Below are 16,942 nucleotides of genomic sequence, written 5' to 3' on the forward strand. Positions count from 1 at the left end.
GCGGCGGGTCTGTTCGCTACCGAACAGACCCCGCTGACAGCGATGCCGCAGACTGGACGTCTGACCGATACGACCGGCAAGGACACCATGGAAAACCCCTGGCTTCGCGCACTCGCCTTTGCTCGACACCTGCCCGAGCTCGCCCGGCGCTGGCGCTCACCCTCTCGCTCGTTCACCTACGAAAACCTGCTGCGTTCCGAGCTGTACAGCACCGAACAGATGGCCGAACACGGAAGCTGGCTCGCCGGCCAGCATCGCCTGAGCACACTGCCCGCCGACGATGCACTGCTCGACCGCCTGGCCGACAACGAAAAGACCCTCGCCACCAGTTGCGCCGCCCTCGCCGGCGTCCAGCCCGACTCGCGGCCGAGCCTGCCGGCGGTGCAGTGGCTGCTGGACAACTTCTATCTGGTCGAGACGCATATCCGCATCGCCAAGCGCCACCTGCCCCGCGGCTACAGCCTGCAACTGCCGCGCCTGGACAACGGCCCTTCGGCGGGGTTGCCGCGGGTCTACGACATCGCCCTGGAGACCATCTCCCACGGCGATGGCCGGGTCGATGCACACAGCCTGAGCCGCTTCGTCGAGGCCTATCAGCAGGTCAGCACGCTGACCCTCGGCGAGCTGTGGGCGATTCCGATCATGCTGCGCCTGGCGCTGATCGAGAACCTGCGCCGTGTCGCGGCGCGGGTCATGGCCAACTGGGCCGACCGCGACCTGGCCAACCTCTGGGCCGATCGCCTCGGCGAGATTGCTGAGCGCGATGCCAAGAGCGTGGTGCTGGTGGTGGCGGACATGGCCCGCTCGGCGCCGCCGATGACCGCCGCCTTCGTCGCCGAACTGGCCCGGCGCCTGCACGGCCAGAGCGCCACGCTGACCCAACCGCTGGCCTGGATCGAACAGATGCTCGGCGAATCGGCACTGAGCATCGAGCGCCTCGTACAACTCGACGCCCAACAGCAGGCCATCGACCAAGTGTCGATCAGCAACAGCATCGGCAGCCTGCGCCTGCTGTCGAGCACGGACTGGCGGGATTTCGTCGAGCACCTGAGCCAGGTCGAACGGATCCTCGGCGAAGACCCGGCGGCGGTCTATCACGCCATGGACTTCGCCAGCCGCGATCACTACCGCCATGCCGTCGAACGGCTGGCGCGCCACTGCCTCGCCAGCGAATCGACCGTGGCGGGGCTGGCGGTCGAACTTGCGCAATCGACGCAGGCCGCGCCGGACGAGCCCTCCGCACATGTCGGCTACTTCCTGACGGGCGCGGGCCGGCCGCTGCTGGAGCAGCGACTCAACGCCAGGGTACCCGCGAGCGAACGCTGGCAGCGTCTGCTGCACCGGGCGCCACTGGTGTTCTATCTGGCTCCCGCCGCACTGCTGTCGTGCCTGCTGGGGTGGTACTTCCTGCGCGCCATTCAGGCTGATGGCTGGTCGGCGGCGGTCGTGGTGGCGATGGCCGTGCCGATCCTGCTGACCACCAGCCGCCTCGCCCTCGACCTGATCAACTGGCTGGTGACGCTGACAGTGAAACCGTCGTTTCTGCCGCGCCTGGATTACACCCTGGGTATCCCCGCCGATGCCCGCACGCTGGTGGTGGTGCCGACCCTGCTGGCCACGGCTGGCGATGTCGAAGAACTGCTCGAAGGCCTGGAAGTGCGCTTTCTCGCCAACCGCGATGACCACCTGCACTTCGCCTTGCTCAGCGACTTCATGGATGCACGCCAGCAGACGCTGCCCGAAGACGGCGAACTGCTTGCCCTGGCCAGCGCCGGCATCCAGGCGCTGAACCGCAAGCACCCTGGCATCGACAGCGAACACTTCTTCCTGCTGCATCGCCCGCGGGAGTGGAACGTCACCGAAGAGCGCTGGATGGGCCATGAGCGCAAACGCGGCAAACTCGCCGACCTCAATGCCCTGCTGCGCGGCCATGGGCGCGAGCGGTTCATCGCCATCGTCGGCGACGTGGAGCGCCTGCGCGATGTTCGTTATGTCATCACCCTGGACACCGACACCCAGTTACCCCGCGATGCCGCCCGGCAGTTCGTCGGCACCCTGCAGCATCCGCTGAACCGCCCGCGCTTCGATGCCGCCAGCGGGCGTCTGCAGTCCGGCTACGCGATCCTCCAGCCCCGCGTCGGCATCAGCCTGCCCAGCGCCTCACGCTCGGCCTATACCCGGTTGTTCGGCAGCGACGCCGGAGTCGATCCGTATACCCAGGCGGTGTCGGACGTCTATCAGGACCTGTTCCTCAGCGGCTCGTTCATCGGTAAAGGCATCTATGACCTGGACGCGTTCGAGCGAGCGCTGGACGGCTGCTTCGCCGACAACCGCGTGCTCAGCCACGACCTGATCGAAGGCTGCTATGCGCACGCCGGCCTGCTCAGCGACGTGCAGTTGTTCGAAACCTACCCGCCACGCTACAGCGCCGATATCAAGCGGCGGCATCGCTGGATCCGTGGGGACTGGCAGTTGCTGCCCTGGCTGCTGCCGTGGATGCACACCGGCACCCATGGCCCGACGCATTGCCGGCTCAGCGCGCTGTCGCGCTGGAAGATCGTCGATAACCTGCGCCGCAGCCTGGAACCGGCCGCGCTGCTGGTGGTGCTGCTGTGGGGTTGGCTGGCCGCCGCCTCGCCGCTGACCTGGACCCTCGCGGTGCTCGGGCTGGCACTGACCCGGCCGATACTGGATAGCCTGCTGGAGCTGCGCCGCAAGACCACCGACGTGCCGCTCGGCCAGCACCTGCTGGCCGCGCTGCGCACCTCCGGCAGTGGCTTCGCCCGCGCCGGCCTGGCGCTGGCCTGGCTGCCCTTCGAGGCCAGCAACAGCCTCGACGCCATCGCCCGCACCTTATGGCGGCTGTTCGTCAGCAAGCGCCGGCTGTTGCAGTGGAACCCTTCGCGGGAAGAAGAGCGCAGCGGGGTCAATACCCTGCGGGCGCTGTACCAGGCCATGTGGGTAGCCCCGGCGATTGCGCTGCTGCTGGCCGTTGCGCTGTGGCCACAGCCCGCCACCCTGCTGCTCGCCTCGCCGCTGCTGCTGGCCTGGCTGCTCGGTCCGGCCCTGGCCTGGTGGCTGAGCCGGCCGCAGCGCCGCGCCGCCTTCACGCCACAGGCCGAAGACCTGCGGTTCCTGCACCGCCTCGCCCGCGCCAACTGGGCGTTCTTCGACCAGCATGTCGGCCCCGCAGACAACTGGCTGCCACCGGACAATATCCAGGAACCGCCCTTCGCCAGCATCGCCCACCGCACCTCGCCGACCAACATCGGCATGGCGCTGCTCTCGCACCTTGCGGCCCATGATTTCGGCTACCTGAGCGCAGACCGGTTGTTCGAACGCCTCGGCCGGATGTTCGACAGCCTCGACCGTCTTGAACGCTACAAAGGCCACTTCTACAACTGGTACGACACCCAGACCTTGCTGCCGCTGTCACCGCTGTATGTCTCGGCGGTGGACAGCGGCAACCTCGCCGGGCTGCTGCTGACCTTGCGCCCCGGCTTGCTGGCAATGGCCGACACGCCGGTACACGACCAGCGCGTGACCGCTGGCCTGCTGGACAGCTTTGACGCCTTGATCGAAGCCTTCACCGTCGCAGGGCGTGACACTGAGGAAGTTCAAGCGTTGCGCGATCAGGTCCAGGCCGTTCATGGGCGAACGGACGCCTCGGCGGCGACCCTGTTGCCGCTGTTGGCCCAGCGCCTGCAAACGCTGAACGACCAGCACCCGGACGACCCCAACGACGCGGGATTCTGGTTGCAGGCACTGCACCAACAAGCGCTCGACCTGTCTGCCGAGCTGACACGCCTGCAACTGCCTCCCGGCACCGCCGCGCCGCTCGCGTCCTCACTGAGCTGGCGCCAACTGGCCCAGGTGCCGGCTGAACAGTGGCCGCATGCCGAGCAACCAGCCGTGGCCCGGGTGCAGGCCATCGCCCGCCAGCGCATCGCACAGGCCGAGCAACTGGCCGAGCGCATCACCGCTGTGGCCGAGATGGACTTCAGTTTTCTCTACGACAGCCAGCGGGACCTGTTCGCCATCGGCTACAACGCCGATGAGCACCGCCTCGATACTGCGTTCTACGACCTGCTCGCCTCGGAAATGCGCCTGACCCATTTCGTCGTCATCGCCCAGGGCCAGGTGCCGCAGGCCAGTTGGTTCGCCCTTGGCCGCCTGCTGACCAGCAATGCCGGGGTGCCGGTGCTGCTGTCCTGGTCCGGCTCGATGTTCGAGTACCTGATGCCGCTGCTGGTGATGCCCAGCTATGAAGGCACCCTGCTCGACCAGACCTGCCGCGCCGCCGTCACCCGGCAGATCGATCACGGCAATCTGTCCGGCCTGCCCTGGGGTGTATCAGAGTCGGCGTACAACGCGCTGGATATCCATTTCAACTACCAATACCGCGCCTTTGGCGTACCGGGGCTGGGCCTCAAGCGCGGCCTCGGCGAAGAACGCGTAGTGGCGCCCTACGCCAGCGCGCTGGCGCTGATGGTCGCGCCGACGGCAGCCTGCAAGAACCTGCAGCGGCTCCACGGGAAAGGGCTGGGCGGGCGCTTCGGGCTGTACGAGGCCGTCGACTTCACCGAGGCACGCCTGCCGCCGGGGCAGGACGCGGTGGTCATCCGTTCGTTCATGGCGCACCACCAGGGCATGAGCTTTCTCGCCCTGACCTCGCTGCTGCTGGAGCAACCCATGCAGCGGCGTTTTGCCTCCGACCCGCAGTTCCAGGCAAACATGCTGCTGTTGCAGGAGCGCGTGCCAAAAACCGCAGCACAGTACCTGCACAGCGTTCAGGCGCCGAGCCTGGAGGCCGGCGGCCGCGCCGCCGAAACCCGCCTGCGGGTATTCAACGAACCGAACCGGCGTCACCCGGCGGTGCAGTTGCTGTCCAACGGCCGCTACCACGTCATGCTCAGCAACACCGGCAGCGGCTACAGCCGGTGCAACGACCTCGCGGTGACCCGCTGGCATGAAGACGCCACCTGCGACAGCCTGGGCAGCTTCTGCTACCTGCGCGATGTCGACAGTGGCGCCTACTGGTCCACCACCTACCAGCCGACGCGGCACACCAGCAAACACCAGGAAGCGATCTTCAGCGACGGCCGCGCCGAGTTCCGTATCCGCGCCCATGATTTCGACTGCCACACCGAAATCGCCGTGTCCCCCGAGGACGACATCGAACTGCGCCGCCTGCACCTGACCAACCACAGCGAAGCGTCGCGCACCCTGGAACTGACCAGCTACGCCGAGGTGGTGCTGGCGCCGGCCATCAGCGACGCGCTGCACCCGGCCTTCAGCAAACTGTTCGTACAGACCGAACTGATCCGTCCGCTGCAAGCCATCGTCTGCACCCGGCGACCGCGCTCGCAACAGGACCCGGTGCCGTGGATGTGCCATGTGCTGGCGGTGCACGGCGTCGATATCGATGCCATTTCCTATGAAACCGACCGCGCCCGCTTTATCGGCCGTGGTCGAAATCTGTCGGCCCCGGCGGCACTCGATGCCGAGGTCGAAGCGCTTTCCGACAGCGCCGGTGCGGTGCTCGACCCGATTGTCGCGATCCGCTGCCGCATCACCCTGGCGCCCGGCCAGACTGCAACCCTCGATCTGGTCACTGGCGTTGCCAGCAGCCGCGACGCCTGCCTGCAACAGATCACTCAATACCGCGACCGCCACCTTGCCGACCGCGTCTTCGACCTCGCCTGGCCACACAGCCAGGTGCTGCTGCGCCAGCTCAACGGCTCGCTGGCCGATGCCCGGCTGTTCGAGCAGATGGCGGCGTCGGTGATCTACCCCAACGCCAGCCATCGCGCCGGCAGCACCCTGATCGCCAGCAACCGGCGCAGCCAGTCGGCGCTGTGGGGCCAGGGGCTGTCGGGGGATCTGCCGATCGTGCTGGTGCAGATCGCCGACCCGGCCAATATCCAGTTGGTCAAGCAACTGGTGCTCGCCCATGCCTATTGGCGGCAGAAAGGCCTGATTTTGGACCTGGTGATCTGGAACGAAGACCAGGCCGGCTACCGCCAGCAATTACAGGACCTGATCATGGGCGTGGTCACCTCCGGCAGCGAGGCGGCGCTGCTCGACCGTCCTGGCGGTATATTCGTGCGACCGGCTCAGCAACTGGGCGAAGAGGACCGGATTTTGACCCTCGCGGTGGCGCGCCTTGTCCTCAACGACAACCTGGGCAGCCTCGCCGAGCAACTGCATCGCCGCCGCGCCGCGCCGGCACCCGCGGGTTTCCAGTCAAAACCTTTGTACGCCCGGCCTGCACCTGCCAACCAGACACAGGCGGACGACGCCGCGCTGCTGCTGGAAAACCCCTATGGCGGCTTCAGCGCTGACGGGCGCGAATACATCATTCCTCTGATTCCGGGCCGGCCGACACCGGCGCCGTGGGTCAACGTCCTCGCCAACCCCAACTTCGGCAGCGTGCTTTCGGAGGCTGGCAGCGCCTACACCTGGCATGAAAACGCCCATGAATTCCGGCTGACACCCTGGCACAACGATCCGGTCAGCGACCCCGGCGGCGAGGTCATTTACCTGCGTGACGAAGACACTGGCCACTGCTGGTCACCGACCCCGCGACCCTGTCCGGGGCCCGGCCGCTATCGCACCCGCCACGGCTTCGGCTACAGCGTCTTCGAGTACGCCGAGGAAGGCCTGCGCAGTGAGTTGTGGGTGCATGTCGCGCTGGAGGCACCGGTCAAGTTCAGCCGCCTGAAGCTGCACAATGATTCGCGCCGGGCACGGCGGCTGTCGGCCACCTGCTTTGTCGAGTGGGTGCTGGGCGACCTGCGCAGCAAGACGGCCCTGCATGTGGTCAGCGAAACCGACCCGGTCAGCGGCGCACTGTTTGCCCGCAACGCCCACGCCATCGAATTTTCCGGGCATGTCGCCTTCCTCGATTGCGACCAGCCGTTCCACGGCATCACCTGCGACCGCACCGAATTTCTCGGCCGCAACGGCGACGCCCAGGCACCGGCCGGCCTGCGTCAGGCGCGGCTGTCGGGGCGAACTGGCGGCGGCCTCGACCCGTGCGCGGTGTTGCAGGTCAGCCTGTTGCTGGAAGCCGGCGAAAGCTGCGAAGTGGTGTTCCGCCTTGGGGCGGAACGGGACGCCGGAGCCGCCAGCCGCTGTGTGAAGCAGTTCCGCGGCCTGCGGGTGGCCATGGACGAGTTCGACAAGGTGCAGGCTTACTGGCGGCGCACCCTGGACACTGTGCGGGTCGAAACGCCCGAGCCGGCGCTGGATGTGCTGGTCAACGGCTGGTTGATGTACCAGGTGATCGCTTGCCGCTTCTGGGCCCGCAGCGGTTTTTACCAGTCCGGTGGCGCCATCGGTTTTCGCGACCAGTTGCAGGACAGCATGGCGATGGTCCACGCCGCCCCGGCGGCGGCGCGCCAGCACCTGCTGACCTGTGCCGCGCACCAATACGCCGAAGGCGATGTGCAGCATTGGTGGCATCCGCCATTGCAGCGCGGCGTGCGCACCCGCTGCTCGGACGACCTGCTGTGGCTGCCTTTGGCGACCAGCCGCTATGTGCAGGTCACCGGGGACAGCAGCGTGCTGGACGAGCCTGTGGGTTACATCGAGGGCCGGGCGCTGCATTCCGGTGAAGAGTCCTATTACGACCTGCCCGCCCGTTCGCCGCTGATGGAAAGCCTGTACCAGCATTGCCGGCGCGCCCTCGGCCACGCCTTGCAATGCGGCGTTCATGGTCTGCCGCTGATGGGCAGCGGCGACTGGAACGACGGCATGAACCGGGTCGGCGAACAGGGGCTGGGGGAAAGTGTCTGGTTGGGCTTCTTCGGCCATGAAGTGCTGCAGGCATTCGGGCGTCTTGCCCAGCGCCAGGGCGACAGCGAGTTCGCACTGAGTTGCGCCAAGCAAGCCACGGCGCTGGCGGACAATCTGGAAAAACACGCCTGGGACGGCAATTGGTACCGCCGCGCGTGGTTCGACGACGGTCAGGTGCTGGGGTCGGCGGGCAACCAGGAATGCCGGATCGATTCGCTGGCGCAGAGCTGGGCAGTGCTCTCCGGCATTGCCCCGGCCGAGCGTGCCCGCACAGCCATGAATGCGGTGGACCGTTATCTGGTGCGCCGCGACATCGGCATCGTGCAACTGCTCGATCCGCCCTTTGACCAGGGCGACCTGGACCCCGGCTATATCAAGGGCTACGTGCCCGGCGTGCGCGAAAACGGCGGGCAATACACCCACGCGGCCATCTGGGCCAGCATGGCCTACGCCCGCCTGCGCGACAGCGACAAGGCCTGGGAACTGATGCGCCTGATCAACCCCGTACGCCAGGGCTGCGCAGCGTTGATCGATACCTACAAGGTCGAGCCTTATGTGATGGCCGCCGATGTCTACGCGGTGGCCCCCCATGCCGGCCGCGGTGGCTGGAGCTGGTACAGCGGCTCGGCGGGCTGGATGTACCGCCTTATCGTAGAAAGCCTGCTGGGCTTGCACCGTTGCGGCGACACCTTGCGCATCCGGCCGCTGCTGCCCGCCGACTGGCCGGGCTACACCCTGCATTACCGCTTCGGCGACACGCCGTACCGTATCGAAGTGCGCAACAGTGTTGATGCCGAACTGAGCCTCAGTCTGGACGGCCAGGCCGTTGCCGGGTCCACGTTGCGCCTGAGCGACGATGGCGTCGCGCATCAGGTCATTGCCCGCTGCCAGCCCTGTGCTTCAGCGGTGACTTGAGCCGCCTGGCAGCCCGATGACGATCGACAAAACACGATGAGCTAGGCTTGTTCACTCGATCCGCTGCCCAAAGGTTCCGACCATGCGCCCCGTACCTGAACCTCGGCACAACCACCTGCTGGCCGCACTGTCCAGCCAGACGTTCGAGCGCCTGCTGCCGGATCTGGAGTACATCAAACTGCCGCTGGGCAAGGCGATCTACGAGTCCGGCGACACCCTGCGGCATGTCTACTTCCCCACCGACTCGATCGTGTCGCTGCTGTATGTCATGGAGAACGGCGCCTCGGCGGAAATTTCGGTGGTGGGCAATGAAGGGCTGGTGGGCATCGCCCTGTTCATGGGCGGCGAAAGCACGCCCAGCCGCGCCATTGTGCAAAGCGCCGGGCACGCCTATCGCCTGCCGGGACAGCGGCTCAAGGATGAATTCAACCGCCATGGCGAACTGCTGATGCTGATGCTGCGCTACACCCAGGCGCTGATCACCCAGATGGCACAGACCGCGGTGTGCAATCGGCACCACTCGATCGACCAGCAACTGTGCCGCTGGCTATTGCTGTCGCTGGACCGCCTGCCGGGCAATCAGTTGTGCATGACCCAGGAGCTGATCGCCAACATGCTCGGTGTGCGCCGCGAGGGCGTCACCGACGCGGCTGGCAAGCTGCAGCGGCTGGGCGTCATCGAGTACAGCCGGGGCACTATCAAGGTGCTCGACCGGGCCCGCCTGGAACAGCTCAGTTGCGAGTGCTATGCCGTGGTGAAAAAGGAGACCGAACGCCTGCTGCCCTACTCGCCGCCCGGCTAGGGCCGCCCGCGAACACGCCGCAAAAACCCTGCGCTCAATCAATGGCGGGCCGTCAGCCGATGCTTTAGGCTGGCGGCCGTCATCCAGTACGCCGTGCCGAAAAGGGAATCGAAAGCGCCATGACTGACCGCGAGCAACTTCACCGCCAAGGCTATTTGCTTATGCGCCAGGCAGTTCCTGCCGGTTGGCTGGAGCACCTGCGTGCCGTGTTCGATGCCGGGATAAAACCGTCGGACCAGTGGCCCGCGCCACGCGGCTGGGACTGGCAGCATTCGCAACTGGACGGTGACGCGCAAATTCAGGCGGTGTGCCGTCTGCCGGCGCTACTGGCGGTGGTGGGCGAGTTGATCGGCGACCGGTTCTTCCTGGCCCAGGTCGAAGGCCGCGCCCCGCTCGCCGGGGGCGGTCAACAGATACTGCACCGCGACCTGTCGGCCCAACGTCCGGGCGACAAGGTGAGCGCAATGGTCTATCTCGACAACTACGGCCCCGAAAACGGCGCGACCCGTATCGTCCCCGGCAGCCACCGTCCGGCGCCGGGCGAAGCGCCCTTCGATTTCAATGACGAGTCCGGCGCCGTGCAGCTTTCAGGTAGCGCGGGCGACATCCTGGTGTTCGATGTCGACCTGGTGCACGCGGCCAGCCTGAATGTGAGCGGCGCCAATCGGCGCTCGCTGCTGGTCGGCTATTTCGCCGAGCCGTTGTACCCGATGCACCAGGAAACGGCGGCGCTGCGCGGTGTCACGATGGATACCAGTGATCGTTTCGAGCCTGGGGATTTTGGTTTTTCGGGAGTGTGAGACCGGGCGCCGCTCGCGCGGCGCAGCGCTGGCAAGCCCCCACTCATGAACACGCCTCATCGCTCCTATCTGATTCCTTCGGCTAATCAGGCCAATCCCCCACTGATAGATTGACGAAGTGCCCACCGCACCCATCAATACAGATGCCCAGGGGGATCGTCATGAAACGCCTCGCCGCCACGGCGTTATCGCTGTCATTGCTCGCCCTCGACGCCACCGCCGAGGAAAAACCCGTGCTCACCGTCACGCCCAACGGCTCGCAGCCCTCGGCCAAGGGGTCCGCCGATTACTTCACCGGCACCGTCCGCGTGGACGCGCCGTTCAAGGGCACCCATAACGCCCGGGTCAGCGGCGCCACCGTGACCTTCGAACCCGGCGCCCGCACCGCCTGGCACACCCATCCGTTGGGCCAGACCTTGATCGTGACCGGCGGCGCCGGCCTGGTTCAGGAGTTGGGGCAGCCGGTGCGCTCCATCAAACCCGGCGACACCGTGTGGATCCCGCCGAACGTCAAGCACTGGCATGGCGCAACCGCGACCACCGCCATGACCCACATCGCCATTGCCGAAGTACTCGACGGCAAGGTGGTCGACTGGATGGAACAGGTCAGCGACGAAGACTACGGCCACGGCCGTGAGCACTGAGGTATCGATGAAAAAGCCCACTACAGTCACGGTCGTTATCGGCGCAGGTTCCATCGGTCTGGCGATTGCCCGCCGCGTCAGCGCGGGCAGGCACGTCGTGCTGGCCGACCTGCGCCAGGAAAACGCCGATGCCGCGGCCAGGGTGTTGCTCGACGGTGGATTCGAGGTGACCACCGCCGTGGTCGATGTGGCCTCGCGGGCGTCGGTGCACGCCCTGGTTCAACTGGCGAGCGCCCTCGGTGAGATCACCGGCGTGATTCACGCCGCTGGCGTTTCACCGTCGCAAGCACCGGTGGCAACCATCCTGCGCGTCGACCTGTACGGCACCGCTTTGGTGCTGGAACTGTTCGGCGATGTGATCGCCGAGGGCGGCACCGGAATCGTCATCGCATCGCAATCCGGCCATCGCCTCCGCGCCCTGACACCCGAACAGAACACGGCACTGGCGACCACCCCAGTCGAGGAACTGCTGGCACTGCCGATGCTGCAGGCCGACAAGGTGACCGACCCGTTGCACGCCTATCAGCTCTCCAAGCGCGGCAACTCGCTGCGGGTGATGGCCGAAGCCGTGCGCTGGGGCAAACGCGGTGCGCGGGTCAACACCATCAGCCCCGGCATCATCTTCACCCCGCTGGCCCGGGACGAACTGAGCGGCCCGCGCGGTGAAGGCTACCGGCGCATGATTGCCCTCAGCGCCGCCGGGCGCGGCGGCACTCCGGATGAAGTGGCGGCTGTAGCGGCGCTGCTGATGGGGCCTGAGGGGACATTCATCACCGGTAGCGATTTCCTCATGGATGGCGGCGTCACCGCGGCTTACTGGTACGGCGACCTGGCGGCAGGCTGATCCAGGCTGTTGCCGACGCCTGTTAAAGGCCAGTGCCCCCTGGCCGATATCAAGCCGTCGTCCCTCCAGGAATCATCTGCAATGAAGCAAAAACTGATGCTGCTGAGCCTGCTCGCAGCACTCTCGATGAACGCCGCAGCCGCCAAAGTGACAACGGTCGACGCGATCGAACAGGTCGAAGGCATCATGAACTGCCTGGACGAAACGTCGGCCAAGGCTCTCGCTCAGGCGTGGGCGCAGGGTGGCTACGAAGCTGCGGACGATTACATCATCGAGCACCGTGAGAACTGCTCGTCGATTCCGCCGCGGGAATCCCTCACATATTCGATCGACCTGTCCACCGCCCATGACGGCATCGTCAAACTGGATGCCGATACCCTGGAAACCTCTCTGTGGGTACCGCTCAAGGCCATCATGAGCGACCTCTACGCAAAATTCGGTCAGGAACCCGGCGCCGCCACGGACATGCTGGAAATCGAACTGTTCACCCCGTTGGACGGCCTGTACCTGAGCCGTGGCGTCGTGGACCGCGAAACCGATGCGGTGCAGTTCGTTTACCTGCACGGCGGGCAGGTTCATCTGCTTTGGTACAACCCGAAAACCAACAAGATCCTGCTGACCCATGAGGCGAGTAACGCCAGCTACGACGCGACCACCGGGACGCTGGTCATGGACCAGGCAGGTACGAGCAAACGCTTGACCTACACCCTGCCCGACGCCCACGAACCGCTGCGATTGCGCACCAACGACCACCCGGAAACGGGCAAATACATCCCCACCACCAGCCTCGACCGCTTCAACAACGCGATGCTGCTGCAGACCTTCCCCGCTTCGATCGAGAACCCGATGGCCAGGAACCTGCGGCTGTTCACGTTGATGGCGAACTCCGAGTTGCACCCGTAGCAGGCGCCTGATTCAAGGTTCGCAGGATTGCCGATTGACGCCTTGCGGCTCGAATTGATTTGATAATCGTTATCATTTATGGTGCGCCCATCGCACCGGAGGGTTTACCCGTGATCAACGATGATCTGAGTCAGGTCTACACCGAGCACAATGGCTGGCTCAAGCAGTGGTTGTACCGTCGATTGGGCTGCTCGGCCCAGGCTGCCGATCTGGCACAGGACACCTTTCTGCGGATTCTTCAGGCGCAACAAAAGGCCGGCGCCAGCCTGACCCTGCAACGGCCCCGGGCCTACCTGACCACCGTGGGCCGGCGCCTGGTGTATGACCATTTTCGTCGGCAATCGCTGGAACGGGCCTATCTGGAATTGCTCGCGCAACTGCCCGAGGCCTTCGACCTTTCCGAAGAAGAACGGTTTTCGCTGCAGGAAACCCTGCAGCAACTGGATGTCCTGCTCGATACCTTCAAACCAGCCGTGCGCTCGGTGTTTCTGCTGGTTCAACTGGAGGGTCTGACCTATGTGCAGGTCGCCCAGCGCCTGGGCATCGGCGAACGCACGGTCAAGCGCCACATGGCCAGCGCGGTGGAAGCCTGCATCCTGTTCGAAGACGATTTCTGATGCACGCCAACAGGTCACGCATCAGCCCGGAAGTGGCCCGGCAAGCCGCCCGTTGGTACATGTTGATGCTCGACGAGCAGGTCAGTCCCGCAGAGCGCGACGCCTGTGCTCGCTGGCGCGCCGCCGCCCCCGAGCACGAACGGGCCTGGCTGAAAGCACAACGTGTGCAAGCCCAATTGGGGCTGCTGCCACAACGCCTGGCCATGGGCACGCTCAACCGCGAGCGGCGGCAGACGCTCAAGCAACTGCTGGTGTTGGCCATCGCCGCACCGCTGGGTTATGCGGGCTATCGCCAGGTCGTACCGGCGGCTTCCCACACCACCGCCGTCGGCGAACATCGGCGGGTGGAACTGGCAGACGGCACCATTCTGGACCTGAACACCAACAGCGCCGTGGACGTGAACTTCGATCCGGAGCAACGGCTGATCCGCCTGCTGCGCGGCGAAATCCTCGTCGACAGCGGTGCCGATGCACACAGTGTTCGCCATCGGCCATTACGTGTCGCCAGCAACGAGGGCCTGATGGAGGCCCTGGGCACGCGCTTCCTGGTCCGCCAGCATGAGGGCAGCACGCAATTGACCGTATTCGAGGGTGCGGTGCGGGTGACGCCCGCCCATGGACTGCAGCAGGTCATCGAGGCGGGCCAGCAAGTCGATTTCAATAGTCAGGGATCGGGGGCGGTAGCGGCGGCTCGCGAGCAGGACAGCCTGTGGACACGCGGCCGGTTGATCGCTGAAGAGATGCCATTGAGTGAGTTCCTCAGTGAACTGGGGCGTTATCGCCACGGTTGGCTGCGGTGCGCCCCAGAGGTTGCGCGGCTGCCGATCAGCGGGGCGTTCCAGCTTGAAAAGACCGACCAGATCCTCGCCGCGCTGCCCGCCACGCTCCCGGTGCATGTCGAGTACCGGACGCGCTATTGGGTCACCGTCACCGCCCGCTGAAAATGTTTGGCCCGTTTCCCACCGCTCATCAGTCCTTAGATATGACACTGCCACATACATAGGGACACCTTATCCATGATTCACGCTTCCACAGCGGTCAGCCATACCGTGCCAGCCCTCGATAAACCCTGCGCGCCTCGCTATCGACGGATGCTTGCCTTGAGCGCCCTGACGCTCGCCTTGCAGGGGCTGGGGGTCTGCGCCTGGGCGGCGCCGATTCAGGCGCCGCAAACCTACAGCATCGGTTCCGGCAGCCTGGCTCAGGTGCTGGCGCGGTTCGCGAGTGAAGGCGGGATCACCTTGCAGTACACCCCCGAATTGGCCCGCGGCCTGTCCAGCCCGGGGCTGGAAGGACGCTACGGTATCGAAGAGGGATTTTTGCGGGTGCTTGCCGGCACCGGTTTGCAAGTCATACGCCGTGGGGACGGCGTCTATGGCCTGGAGCCTGCGCCGCTGAACACACCGGCAGGCGCCTTGAACCTGGAGCCGTTGAGCATCACCGGTCGACAAGTCGATGCGACCACCGAGAATTCCGGTAGCTACACGTCCAGTGCGGTCACCATCGGCAAGTCGACTCACCGCCTGAAAGACATCCCGCAGTCGGTCAGCGTGGTGACGCGCAAGGCCATGGACGACCAACGCCTCGACACTCTGGATGAAGTGCTGGAAAAAACCACCGGCGTCACCACGTTCCAGAGTCCGTCCGGCGGCAAGTACATCTACTCGCGCGGCTTCGAGGTGGAAACCATCCAGTACGACGGCGTGCCGCTCGACCGCCGCTACTACGCCATCGGCAGCAGCTTCACTTCCGACACCCTGCTGTATGACCGCGTCGAAGTCCTGCGCGGCGCCAACGGCCTGTTGCAAGGCAGCGGCAACCCCGGCGCGGCCATCAACCTGGTGCGCAAACGCCCGAAAGCCGAGGCCGCGCTCTCCGTGACCGCCAGCGCCGGCTCCTGGGACACCTATCGCCAGACCCTCGACGCCAGCGCCCCGCTCAGCGCCGACGGTGCGTTGCGCGGCCGCTTTGTGGCCGCGCACGAAGACCAGAACTACTTCTACGACACGGCCGAAAGCCGCAAGAACGTTCTCTACGGCATCCTCGAATACGACCTCAGCGACGCCACCACCCTCGCCGCCGGTGTGAGCGTGGAAGACCTGCATGCCGTACCGTTTTTCAGCGGCCTGCCGCGCAACAAGGACGGCAGCGCCGTGAGCGCGGGGCGTTCCACCTTCACCGGCGCCGACTGGAACAAGTGGGACAACAAACAAACCACCTACTTCGCCGATATCACCCATGACTTCAACGAAGACTGGCGCCTGAAAGCCTCCGGCAGTTACATCCGCGAAACCAACTACATCCTCTACAGCTTCGGCCGCGGTTCCGTCGACCCGGCAACCGGCGACGGCATGCGCTCACGCGCTTACCTCTACGACTTCGAAAACGTCAACAAAGGCGCCGACATCAACCTCACCGGCAAATGGCGCGCCTTCGACCTTGAGCACGAAGTGGTGGTGGGCGCCAACGCCAGCGACCTGAAGACCGATGACCTGCAAGGCGGCCTGCTCAACCTAGGAGCGATCAACCTCTACGACCCGGTTTCGCCACAGAAACCCAGCATGGAGCAACTGCTCGGCACCACCTATGCCGGCACCTCCAGGGGCAAGATCAGCCAGAACGGCGTTTATGGCGTGGTGCGCTACAAGCTGACAGAGCCCTTGACCCTGGTGCTGGGCGGACGGGCCAGCAACTACAAATACGACTACGAACTGCACCGCTTCAATACCGCCTCACCCACGCCGGCCCATGCCAGGGAAAGCGGCGAGTTCACGCCGTATGGCGGCCTGATCTACGCGCTGAATGATCAGTGGTCGACCTATGTGAGCTACGCCGACATCTTCAAACCACAAACGGAACTGAGCGAAGACAGTGCCGCGCTGAAACCGCTTGAAGGCTCCAACTATGAGATCGGCCTGAAAGGCGAACTGTTCGACGGCCGCGTCAACACCAATATCGCGATCTTCCGCGTCGATCAGAAAAACCGCGCCCAGTACGACTACAACTCTGTGTGCGGGCAGAACGGCGAAGACAACTGCTACGTGTCCGGGGGCAAGGTTCGCGCCGAAGGCTTCGACGCGGAAATCAGTGGTGAAGTGCTGGCCGGCCTGCAACTCTTCGCGGGTTATACCTACACCACCACCGAGTACCTCAACGACCCGGGCGATGGCACCTCCGCATCCGGTGCAACCTTCAACAGCTACACCCCGCGCCATATGCTGCGGTTCTGGGCCGACTACACGCTGCCGGATGATTTGAACCAATGGACCGTCGGGGGTGGCGCCAGCATTCAGAGCCGTAACTACCACTCCAACTTCGGTGGTACGGACGGCGTCGGAGACATCGAACAGGCCGGCTACGCCATCTGGAACGCCCGCCTTGCGTACCAGATCAACAAGAACTTCAGCGTCGCCCTGAACGGCAACAACCTCTTCGACAAGAAGTACTACTCCACCATCGGCTGGCTGTACGCGGCCAACCACTACGGTGATCCGCGTAACTACACGGTGACGCTGAAGGCTGATTTCTGAGGTTGATGGCGACCTGGTGCCAGGCGACAGTTTTTTAGTGCTTTCAAGATCGAGCGCCGCAGGGGCGGCGCATCGCCGGCAAGCCGG

9 protein-coding genes are annotated in these 16,942 nt (G+C 65.3%); all 9 read left to right on the top strand.

The features are described from left to right. The first annotated feature begins 87 nt into the window (after positions 1-87). A complete protein-coding gene (locus DM374_RS04410; protein WP_110968877.1) occupies positions 88-8,715 on the top strand; it encodes a GH36-type glycosyl hydrolase domain-containing protein in 8,628 nt (2,875 codons plus the stop codon). A gap of 82 nt (positions 8,716-8,797) precedes the next feature. Continuing rightward, positions 8,798-9,517 (top strand): Crp/Fnr family transcriptional regulator, encoded by a 720-nt coding sequence (locus DM374_RS04415; protein ID WP_110968783.1) that lies wholly within the window; start codon positions 8,798-8,800, stop codon positions 9,515-9,517. Positions 9,518-9,636: 119 nt separating this feature from the next. Then, positions 9,637-10,317 (top strand): phytanoyl-CoA dioxygenase family protein, encoded by a 681-nt coding sequence (locus DM374_RS04420; RefSeq protein WP_110968784.1) that lies wholly within the window; start codon positions 9,637-9,639, stop codon positions 10,315-10,317. 161 nt (positions 10,318-10,478) lie between these two features. Continuing rightward, positions 10,479-10,961 carry a (R)-mandelonitrile lyase gene (locus DM374_RS04425; RefSeq protein WP_110968785.1) on the top strand — a complete coding sequence of 161 codons (483 nt, stop codon included), beginning with the start codon at positions 10,479-10,481 and terminating at the stop codon, positions 10,959-10,961. 7 nt (positions 10,962-10,968) lie between these two features. Next, the gene (locus DM374_RS04430) at positions 10,969-11,805 is read left to right on the top strand and encodes an SDR family oxidoreductase (RefSeq protein ID WP_110968786.1); all 837 of its coding nucleotides are present in this window, start codon (positions 10,969-10,971) and stop codon (positions 11,803-11,805) included. Between the two features lie 81 nt (positions 11,806-11,886). Continuing rightward, on the top strand, positions 11,887-12,708 hold the full coding sequence (locus DM374_RS04435) for a hypothetical protein (protein WP_110968787.1): 822 nt from the start codon (positions 11,887-11,889) through the stop codon (positions 12,706-12,708). A 71-nt stretch (positions 12,709-12,779) separates the two neighbouring features. Continuing rightward, positions 12,780-13,325 (top strand): sigma-70 family RNA polymerase sigma factor, encoded by a 546-nt coding sequence (locus DM374_RS04440; protein WP_404821291.1) that lies wholly within the window; start codon positions 12,780-12,782, stop codon positions 13,323-13,325. Next, positions 13,325-14,266 carry a FecR domain-containing protein gene (locus tag DM374_RS04445; protein WP_110968789.1) on the top strand — a complete coding sequence of 314 codons (942 nt, stop codon included), beginning with the start codon at positions 13,325-13,327 and terminating at the stop codon, positions 14,264-14,266. The genes DM374_RS04440 and DM374_RS04445 overlap by 1 nt, the downstream gene beginning before the upstream one ends. Before the next feature lie 75 nt (positions 14,267-14,341). Then, the gene (locus DM374_RS04450; RefSeq protein ID WP_110968790.1) at positions 14,342-16,855 is read left to right on the top strand and encodes a TonB-dependent siderophore receptor; all 2,514 of its coding nucleotides are present in this window, start codon (positions 14,342-14,344) and stop codon (positions 16,853-16,855) included. The last annotated feature ends 87 nt before the right edge of the window (positions 16,856-16,942 follow it).

The sequence above is a fragment of the Pseudomonas huaxiensis genome, from assembly GCF_003231275.1.
GTDB classification, from domain to species: domain Bacteria; phylum Pseudomonadota; class Gammaproteobacteria; order Pseudomonadales; family Pseudomonadaceae; genus Aquipseudomonas; species Aquipseudomonas huaxiensis.